This window comes from Kineococcus sp. G2 (assembly GCF_037154035.1).
Taxonomy (GTDB): domain Bacteria; phylum Actinomycetota; class Actinomycetes; order Actinomycetales; family Kineococcaceae; genus Kineococcus.
Genome location: NZ_JBBBEM010000144.1, coordinates 1 through 5451, shown reverse-complemented (window position 1 = coordinate 5451; position 5451 = coordinate 1). Strand labels below are relative to the sequence as shown.

3 protein-coding genes and 1 pseudogene are annotated in these 5451 nt (G+C 75.1%); all 4 read right to left on the bottom strand.

Going from position 1 to position 5451, the window contains the following annotated elements; translation table 11 throughout:
* Window positions 1-220: hypothetical protein (locus V9U69_RS19125; protein WP_337063492.1), on the bottom strand; the 220-nt coding region annotated here is incomplete at its 3' end.
* Window positions 221-251: 31 nt separating this feature from the next.
* Window positions 252-671, bottom strand: coding sequence for an Hsp20/alpha crystallin family protein (locus V9U69_RS19120; protein ID WP_442907837.1), 420 nt, complete (start codon window positions 669-671; stop codon window positions 252-254).
* Between the two features lie 164 nt (window positions 672-835).
* The gene (gene hrpA / locus V9U69_RS19115; RefSeq protein ID WP_337063489.1) at window positions 836-5044 is read right to left on the bottom strand and encodes an ATP-dependent RNA helicase HrpA; all 4209 of its coding nucleotides are present in this window, start codon (window positions 5042-5044) and stop codon (window positions 836-838) included.
* Window positions 5045-5085: 41 nt separating this feature from the next.
* Window positions 5086-5451: pseudogene (locus tag V9U69_RS19110) on the bottom strand (ABC transporter substrate-binding protein); the annotation flags it as partial.

Here is a 5451-nt window from a genome sequence, read left to right as displayed (position 1 = left end):
CGCGGCGCAGCGGCGCGGGCCGCCGCGTGCGCGGCACCGGGCGCCCGGCACCGGGCCGGGGGGCGTCGACGCCGCTGTCCGCCTCCTGCGCACCTCCTCCCCGCCAGACCGCCGCCACGAGCGCCTCGAACTCCGCGCGGACCCACTCGGGGTCCGCGCCGAGCAGTTCGCAGAACGCCTCGTGCTCGCGCGACGGGCCGGCCTCGACTCGTCCGGTCACGACGACCTCCGGCGCGGATCGCCAGGGCGCGTCAGGCGCCGATGGCCTGCTTGTCCTCCACGGTCTCCACGGCGATGCGACGCGGCTTGGCCCGCTCGGCCACCGGCACGCGCAGCGTCAGCACGCCGGCGTGGTAGGAGGCCTTGATCTTCTCCGTGTCGAGGTTGTCGCCGAGGATGAGCTGCCGGCTGAACACGCCGCGCGGGCGCTCGGCCGCGATCATCTCCTCGGTGCCCTCGTTGACCGGGCGCTGCGCCTTGACGGTCAGGACGTTGCGCTCCACGTCCAGCTCGACGCTGGCCGGGTCCACACCCGGCAGGTCGAACTCCACCACGAACTCGTCACCGCTGCGCCAGGCGTCCATCGGCATCGCCGCCGGCCGGGCAGTCGTGCCCAGCACCTGCTGGGCGAAGCGGTCGAGCTCGCGGAACGGGTCGGTGCGCATCAACACAACCACCACCTCCAGTGCGTACACCAGATGCGACTGCGTTTCACGCGGTCCGGGCCCCGCCCGGTACCCGCACCACCAGTGGTAGCACTCTGCGGCCACGAGTGCAAGAGGACATCCGCTGCAGTGCAGCGGATCACGCGCCTGGGTGGGCGGGCCCGGACGCGTCAGCCCAGCTCGGCGAGGGCCTTGAGAATCCGCTCGTCGCTGACGGGACCCGAGGTGGGCACCGGCTGGGAGAACTTCTGCAGCCGCAGCTCCTCCAGCATCCACCTCACCCGCTCCAGCTCCGGCGGCACCACGGCCCCGGCCCGGCGCAGGTGCGCGGCGTGCTCGTCGCGCACCCGGGCGAACTCGGCCATCCGCACCCGGTCGCGCTGCGGGTTCTCCGGCGCCGTCTGCAGGCGCCGCACGATCCCCTGCAGGTAGCGCAGCAGGTCCGGCAGCCGTCGGGCACCGGCCTTCGTGACGAACCCGGCGTGCACCAGGCCGGTGAACTGCTCACGCACGTCGGCCAGCGTGGGCACCAGCGCGAGGCTGGTGGTGCGGGAGAGCTCCCGCTCGACCTGCGCGGCCGAGCGCAGCACCCGCAGCGCGCGGTCGACGACCTCGGTGGTGCTCGAGAGCAGCCCGCGGCCGACCTGCTCGCTCAGGCGGGCGAACCCCGCGGCGTCGCGCACCGGGCCGCCAGCTGTGTCCAGCCGCTCCTCCACGGCCGCGCGCAGGCAGTCCTCGAGCACGGCGGCGGCGCTGCCGTGCGGGGCGCGGGCCAGCAGCAGCTTCGCGTCGTTGGGCAGGCCGGACTGCACGGTCCGCAGCGGCGAGGGCAGCACGAGCAGCAGCAGCCGCACGGTGCCCTCCCGGTGCGCCCGGGCGGCCTCCAGCTCGGTGGCGAAGGTGCGCAACCCCACCGCGGTGCCCTCGTCCACCAGCGCGGGGAAGGAGACGACGTCACTGCCGCGGCGCACGGTGGTGTGCGTGGTGGGGATCCGCGGCGGCAGGCCGCCCGGGCCGGGGTCGGCCGGCCAGGAGGTGACGCCGGTGCGCCGCAGCTCGTCGGAGGCCTCCTCGATCGTGGCCCGCACCTGCGTGGACACCTGCTCGCGCAGCCGGGCGAAGTCCTTGCCCTCGGCGAGCACGGAGCCGTCGGCGGCGGTGATCCGGAACGTCGGCAGCAGGTGCGCGGGCACCTTGGCGAGGTCGACGTCCTCGTAGTAGATCTCCGTGCCGTCGCCCAGGCGCGGCACCTCGTCCTCGAACGCCTCCCAGAAGGGACGCTGCCGCGGCACCACCCGCTCCAGGAAGCGGGCGGCCTTGTCCGGGGCCGGGGCGAGGTTCTTGCGCAGCTGCTTGGGCAGCGCCCGCAGCAGCGCGGTGACCATCTCGTGCCGGAACCCGGGGACCTGCCAGGCCAGGTCCCGCTCGTCGAACCGGTTGACGACCTCCAGGGGCACGTCCACCGTCAGGCCGTCGCGCGGCGAGCCCGGCTCGAACACGTACGTCAGGGGCAGCTCGACGTCCCCCTGGCGCCACACCGCGGGGAACTCCTCCTCGCTGACACCGGCGTCGCCGGCCACCAGCATCTCCGGGTCGAAGGTCAGCAGGTCCGGGTCGGTGCGGCGAGCCTGCTTCCACCAGGCGTCGAAGTGGCGGCCGGAGACGACGTCGGCGGGCACCCGCGCGTCGTAGAAGGCGAACAGCACCTCGTCGTCGACGACGATGTCGCGCCGGCGCGCCCGGTGCTCCAGCTCCTCGGCCTCCTCGAGCAGTTCGCGGTTGCGGGCGAAGAACTCGTGGCGGGTCTCGAAGTCCCCCTCCACCAGCGCGTGCCGGAGGAACAGCTCGCGCGAGAGCTCGGGGTCGATGCCGCCGTAGGCGACGGTGCGCCCGGCGACGATCGGCACCCCGTACAGGGTGACGCGCTCGGTGGCGACGACCGCGGCGCGCTTGCGCGACCAGCGCGGTTCCGAGTACTGGCGCTTGACCACGTGCTCGGCCAGCGGCTCGATCCAGCGCGGGTCGATCGCGGCGACCACGCGCGCCCACAACCGGGAGGTCTCCACCAGCTCACCGGCGACCACCCAGTCCGGGGACCGGCGGCCGAGGGACGAGCCGGGCGAGAGCGCGAACCGCGCGCCGCGGGCACCGAGGTACTCCTGCTGGCGGGGTCCGTCGCCGCGGCCGCGGCGCGCGTCGTCCCCGCGGCCGCGGCGGGCGTCGCGCTTGTCCTCCTGCTCGACCTTCAGGCCGATGTTGCCGAGCAGGCCCGCCAGCAGGGACCGGTGCACCGCGTCCGCGTCGTACGCGGGCGGCGGCACCTCCTCGCCCTCGGCGGGCGCCTCGAGGGCCGGCACCTGCACCTCCAGCCCGAGGTCGCGCGTGACGCGCCGCAGCTGGTGGTAGGTGTCCTGCCACTCGCGGATGCGCAGGAAGTGCAGCATCTCGGCCTTCACCCGCCGCCGGAACGCCGAGGAGGACAGCTCCCGCTGCAGGTGCTGCAGGTAGTTCCACAGGTTCAGGTAGGTGAGGAAGTCGGAGCGCTCGTGCCGGAAGCGCGCGTGCAGCTGGGCGGCGCGCTCGCGCTGCTCCAGGGGCCGCTCACGCGGGTCCTGCACGGACAGCGCCGCCACGACGACGAGGACGTCGTGCAGGCAGGAGTTCCGGCGGGCCTCCAGCACCATGCGGCCCAGCCGCGGGTCGATGGGCAGGCGGGCCAGGTCGCGGCCGGTGCGCGTCAGGCGCGGAACCCCGCGCTGACCCTCACGCGCGGGTTCCAGGGCGCCCAGCTCGGTCAGCAGCGCCAGGCCGTCGGCGACGGCGCGCGGCTCCGGCGGCTCGAGGAACGGGAAGGCGGCGATGTCCCCCAGCCCCAGGGAGGTCATCTGCAGGATGACCGCGGCGAGGTTGGTGCGCAGGATCTCCGGGTCGGTGTACTGCGGGCGCGACTCGAAGTCGGCCTGCGAGTACAGCCGGATGCAGATGCCGTCCGCGACGCGCCCGCACCGGCCGGCGCGCTGGTTCGCGGAGGCCTGCGAGACCTTCTCCACCGGCAGGCGCTGCACCTTCGTGCGGTGGCTGTACCGGGAGACGCGGGCGGTGCCGGCGTCGACGACGTAGCGGATCCCCGGCACGGTCAGGGACGTCTCGGCGACGTTGGTGGACAGCACGATCCGCCGGCCGCGGTGCGGGCGGAAGACCCGGTGCTGCTCCTCGGCGCTCAGCCGGGCGAACAGCGGCAGCACCTCGGTGTCGCGGAACTCCCGCTCGCGCAGCAGCTCGCCCAGGGCGTCGGCGGTGTCGCGGATCTCCCGCTCGCCGGGCAGGAACACCAGCACGTCCCCGGGGCCCTCGGCGGCCAGCTCGCGCACCGCGTCGAGGATCCCCTCGGTCTGGTCGCGGTCGTCCCCGGGCACGGGCGGTTCGTCGACGTCGAGGGCCTCGCCGGCGTCGTCGTCCAGCTCCCCGGCCAGCTCCTGCGCGAGCTCGTCCGCGGCCAGCGGCCGGTAGCGCACCTCCACCGGGTAGGTGCGCCCGGAGACCTCCAGCACCGGCGCACCGCCGAAGTGCTGCGAGAACCGCCCGGTCTCGATGGTGGCGGAGGTGATGACGAGCTTCAGCTCCGGCCGGCGCGGCAGCAGCTGCGCCAGGTACCCGAGCAGGAAGTCGATGGTCAGGCTGCGCTCGTGCGCCTCGTCGACGATGAGGGTGTCGTACTGCAGCAGGTCCGGGTCGCGCTGGATCTCCGCCAGCAGGATGCCGTCGGTCATGACCTTCACGACGCTGTCCTCGCCGACGCTGTCGGTGAAGCGCACCGCGTAGCCGACCAGGCCACCGACCTCGCCGCCCAGCTCCTCGGCGACGCGCTCGGCCACGGCGCGGGCGGCGATGCGCCGCGGCTGGGTGTGCCCGATGCGCCCGCGCCGCCCGCGCCCGACCTCCAGGCAGATCTTCGGCAGCTGGGTGGTCTTGCCGGAGCCGGTCTCCCCCGCCACCACGACGACCTGGTGCTCGCGCAGCGCCTGCGCGATGCGGTCCTTCTCCTGGCTGACCGGCAGCTCGGGCGGGTAGCGCACCTCGGGCACGGCGGCGTCGCGGCGCCGGGCGCGCTCCTCGGCGGCGGCCGTCTGCGCCTCCACGTCGTCCAGGCCGCGGCGCAGCGCCTCGGCGTCGCCGGAACGGGCCAGCACGGCCATCCGGCGGCGCAGGCGGTCCTCGTCGCGCAGCAGCACCCGCTGCAGGCGCTCGGCGAGCTGCGCGGCGCGCGGGTCGTCGGGCAGCTGGCGCGGCGCCGGGGCGCCGGGGCCGGAACGCGGGGAGCGGGAGGGACGGCGGCGCCCGCGCTGCGGGCGCCCGGGCCGGCTGGAGGGGCTCGACATGGCCCGGCCATGCTACGGCGTCGGGCGCCCGCCGCCCGCGGTCAGGGAGCGGGCCAGACGAGCCGCCCGCCGTCGTAGAGGGAGGCCACGACGTCCTCGTCGACGAGGGCGTCGACGTCCGGCACCGCGTCGATCTGCCCCATCCGGAGCAGGAGGTCCGCCTCGGCGCGCACGGTGGCCGCGTCGATGCCGCCCAGCGGCTGCCCGGCGGGCTGGGAGCCGGCCACCAACTGCGTCTCGGTGCTCCACACCCGCTCGTTGTGCTCGGTGTCGTATCCGACCTGCGAGCGCTCCGCCGCCAGGGCGACGCACTCGGCGGCGCGCTCGGTGCAGTGCGCGTAGGCGCGCAGCTGTGCGCGCAGGAAGTCCTGCACGGCGGTGGGGTGCTCGGCGAGGAACGCCGGGTT

What these genes read in the sequence shown, in the direction of transcription:
- hrpA (WP_337063489.1), bottom strand. Translation starts at nt 5,044, where the DNA reads ATGTCGAGCCCCTCCAGCCGGCCCGGGCGCCCGCAGCGCGGGCGCCGC.